Raw genomic sequence first — 3,241 nt, forward strand, 5'->3', positions numbered from 1 at the left:
GCAGGTCGCATGCAGTCCAGGATAGTGAAACAACACTTCCATTGTGTTCCGCGCAGCCGGATCTCTGTCGAAAACGCTGGCGATATCTTCTTTTATACCTTTAAAAAACGGCATGCCGCCTCCTCAGGCCGCTGGAAATTGCTTCAATAACTTATCAACGTCTGCAAGAATAATGTCCCGCATCGACTTTTCATAGCCCTCACGCTCGTCATCCATTTCCCGCACTTTCTTTTTCGGAAATTTCTTACGTGACTCGTGCGTTGGCATATGTTTTATCTTTTCATACATTTCATGCATTGCCGGGTAATCTTTAGAATAGTCATACTCTACAGCTTCCGGGCGATGATCAAGCAATACCACAATACGTAAGCATCCTTCAGACAAAGGACACTGCTCTTGCTGCATGGCTTTTGCAATAGTAATAATACTCTCATCAATGCGATCAACACGCTTCTGTACAGCTGCGTCCCGAATTCTGGTCTGCCAACGCAGGCGTAGCAGTAAGTTGGTGGCGTACCACCCCAGAGCGACAATAATTAAGACGCCAACAATGGCGATAATCCAATAGAGTTCGCTGGACATTAGTACTCCTCATCATCCCATTCTTCATCGAGTTCATAACCCAGTTTGGCAACCAGCTGTTCATAACGCTCAGATTTTTCATCGAGGTAGCGCTGCTCTTCTGCTGTCAGAGACTCATCATTTTCGAAACGTTCAACCAGTAACTGAAGCTTTGTGTCTTCCTGTAACTGTTTTAGTTCCTGCTCAGGTGTCATCACCAAAGCTACTTTACGGCGACTGCCGTGTCGGGGATCTTTTTCGTCGCCTTTTGTTCTACTTTGCTGCAGAACCTTAGTGGATGAATGTCGTTGGCCTGACGGTTGACCCTTACCCTTCTTTTTACCTTTTGAAGCAGCATCTGATGCTTGTCTTTCTTTTGGCGCTTTAGATGGCGCCAACGGCCCTGCCTTACGTGTTTTCTTGCGGCGAGTCATGGTCGCTCCTAAATAAAAACTAATATGACCTATTGTAACTCATTAACGGGGATGACGTCAGTGGAGGGTAAAGGAAAAGCTTGTACGTTTAAGAAAGGCTGAGCCCAAATAAGAAAAAAGGCGATGCTTTTACACATCGCCTGCTTCTCTCATATTATCGGCAGCGCACTGCAACTATGAGAATGGTTGTCACTGCTTCCGACTTGTTATTGCGGTTTTCCGTAACCTGTCTTTTATTATTGTTATTATAAAATGGAGCAACCACTAGCCTATTGGCTTTACTCCCTGGATTATCGAGAAATAAGATGGAATCTGACTTTTCGATAATCTCTCGACCTCTTGTTATTTTTTTGTGTCGAGTTAGCTGTATTTTTACAGTCTTTTTATTATTTCCTCAAGGGCTTTTAACATCTTTTTTTTGTTTTTTTCTGTCCGTACGGCCCCGGAGCGTTGTTAAGACTACTTGAACCAAATATTAATTCAATGATTTTATTGATCTAAAAAACAACTTTCTTATTACTTTTCGTTAACAACACCCGAAAATAGGTTTTTACTATCTCATTTATTATAGACATAAAAAAAGCGGCCTAAGCCGCTTTCTATTTGATTAAGCTCTGTTTAATACAAACCGCTCAGGAACTTAGACAGCAATTCGATTTCGTCGTCTGTCATTTTCTCTGTAACGCCCTGCATCATGCCGTTTGGATCGTTAGCGCGGTCGCCACTACGAAACATTTCTAGCTGAGACTTAGTGTAAGCCGCGTGCTGACCAGAAATATCCGGAAACGCCGCTAGCCCCAGACCATTTCCCCGAGGGCCATGGCAGCCGGCACAAGACGGCATATTGGTTTCAGGGTTGCCGCGACGGTAAAGGTCACGCCCTTGTGCAATAATATCTTCGGGCGTTTCGCCTTTAGGCTCTTCCTGTGATGCAAAGAAAGCCGCTAAGTCAGCCATATCTTGCTCAGATAATGACGCGACCTGGCCCATCATAATGGGGTTATTACGCCCTTCTTCACCACCGGTTTCTGACGCCCGTTTGTAATCTTTCAGCTGTTTAAGCAGGTATTTTTCGTGCTGACCGGCCAAATGCGGATACATATCGGACGGAGATTCACCATTGGGTCCATGGCAAGCCGCACAAACTTGCGATTTCTCTTTTCCGGCTTCAGCGTCGCCGCTTTGTGCTACTGCGATACCGGCGGTACCGAAGAAAAGTCCCAAAAAGATTGCGAATTTTTTCATGTTTGCTTCTCTTCTGTTCTGGATGGCGCCACGCGCCCCAATAAATCACCTTAAGCAGGTTGCTATTTTACACAAAACTTGTGTGGATTAAACGATTAAAACCGAATCAATTGCTAAATGATCATTGGAGATACTGTCCGGATACTTCATAATGCACGTAGACGTTCCGTTTTATCAATAAAAGTGACCTTAATAGTGGCAGATCAGCAATTAGATTACGCATCGGCAAAATTTGTGACCAGTGCACCGGATATCAGCAAACTGCCTCCGGACACGGGCATCGAGATTGCGTTCGCCGGCCGTTCTAATGCCGGTAAATCCAGTGCTCTGAATACACTAACGCGGCAAAAATCACTGGCTCGTACCAGTAAAACTCCGGGGCGCACACAGCTAATTAATGTGTTCGAACTCGACAGCGGTCAACGCCTTATCGACTTACCCGGGTATGGCTTTGCTAAAGTGCCGCTGGCCGTCAAAGAAAAATGGCAGCGCTCTTTAAGCGAGTACCTGCAGCAGAGAGACAGCCTCAAAGGTATTGTCGTACTAATGGACATCCGCCACCCTTTCCGCGAAACCGACCAGGAACTCATTTACTGGGCTGTTGATTGCGAGCTACCGGTACTGGTATTGCTCACCAAAGCCGACAAGCTTAAACAAGGCGCTCGTAAGTCAACGGTGTTAAAAGCAAGACAAGCTGCAATTGCCTTTAATGGTGACGTTCAGGTCGAAGCATTTTCCTCACTAAAACGCTTCGGCGTCGAGCAAGTCGAAGAAAAACTCAACCAGTGGTATAGCAAAGAGTATGACGACGAATAACACACCACCGCTCAGCGCTTGGTTATTATTAGGGTTACTCGCATTAATCTGGGGTAGCTCTTTTTTATTGATCAAAAAAGGGTTAATTGCTTTTGGGCCTATGGAGGTTGGTGCACTGAGAATAAGCTCAGCCGGTATCGTGCTAGCCCCTTTTATTGCGCGTCGCCTGAATAAAATCACCCGTA

General features: G+C 45.5%; 5 protein-coding genes and 1 pseudogene. 2 read left to right on the top strand and 4 right to left on the bottom strand.

The genetic code is table 11. The annotated features are described in order from the left end of the window. From B3180_RS06010 to B3180_RS06025, 4 genes and pseudogenes are all read right to left on the bottom strand, one after another. Window positions 1–114 (bottom strand): annotated as a pseudogene (locus tag B3180_RS06010) (serine O-acetyltransferase); the annotation flags it as partial. A gap of 9 nt (window positions 115–123) precedes the next feature. Next, entirely contained in the window at window positions 124–582 is a 459-nt protein-coding gene (locus B3180_RS06015; protein ID WP_054488893.1) for a DUF2489 domain-containing protein, read from the bottom strand. Further along, window positions 582–995 (bottom strand): GTPase-activating protein, encoded by a 414-nt coding sequence (locus B3180_RS06020; protein ID WP_054488895.1) that lies wholly within the window; start codon window positions 993–995, stop codon window positions 582–584. The genes B3180_RS06015 and B3180_RS06020 overlap by 1 nt, the downstream gene beginning before the upstream one ends. A 618-nt stretch (window positions 996–1,613) precedes the next feature. Beyond that, on the bottom strand, window positions 1,614–2,240 hold the full coding sequence (locus B3180_RS06025) for a c-type cytochrome (RefSeq protein ID WP_054488897.1): 627 nt from the start codon (window positions 2,238–2,240) through the stop codon (window positions 1,614–1,616). 195 nt (window positions 2,241–2,435) lie between these two features. Here B3180_RS06025 and yihA point away from each other — a divergent pair, with 195 nt between their 5' ends. Together yihA and B3180_RS06035 are read left to right on the top strand one after the other, a co-directional pair. Continuing rightward, window positions 2,436–3,056 (top strand): ribosome biogenesis GTP-binding protein YihA/YsxC, encoded by a 621-nt coding sequence (gene yihA / locus B3180_RS06030; protein WP_054488899.1) that lies wholly within the window; start codon window positions 2,436–2,438, stop codon window positions 3,054–3,056. Further along, window positions 3,043–3,241, top strand: a 199-nt coding sequence (locus B3180_RS06035; RefSeq protein WP_286843536.1) for an EamA family transporter, incomplete at its 3' end; no start/stop codon positions are given. The genes yihA and B3180_RS06035, both read left to right, overlap by 14 nt.

The organism is Idiomarina sp. UBA4206 (assembly GCF_002383015.1).
GTDB classification, from domain to species: Bacteria; Pseudomonadota; Gammaproteobacteria; order Enterobacterales; family Alteromonadaceae; genus Idiomarina; species Idiomarina abyssalis.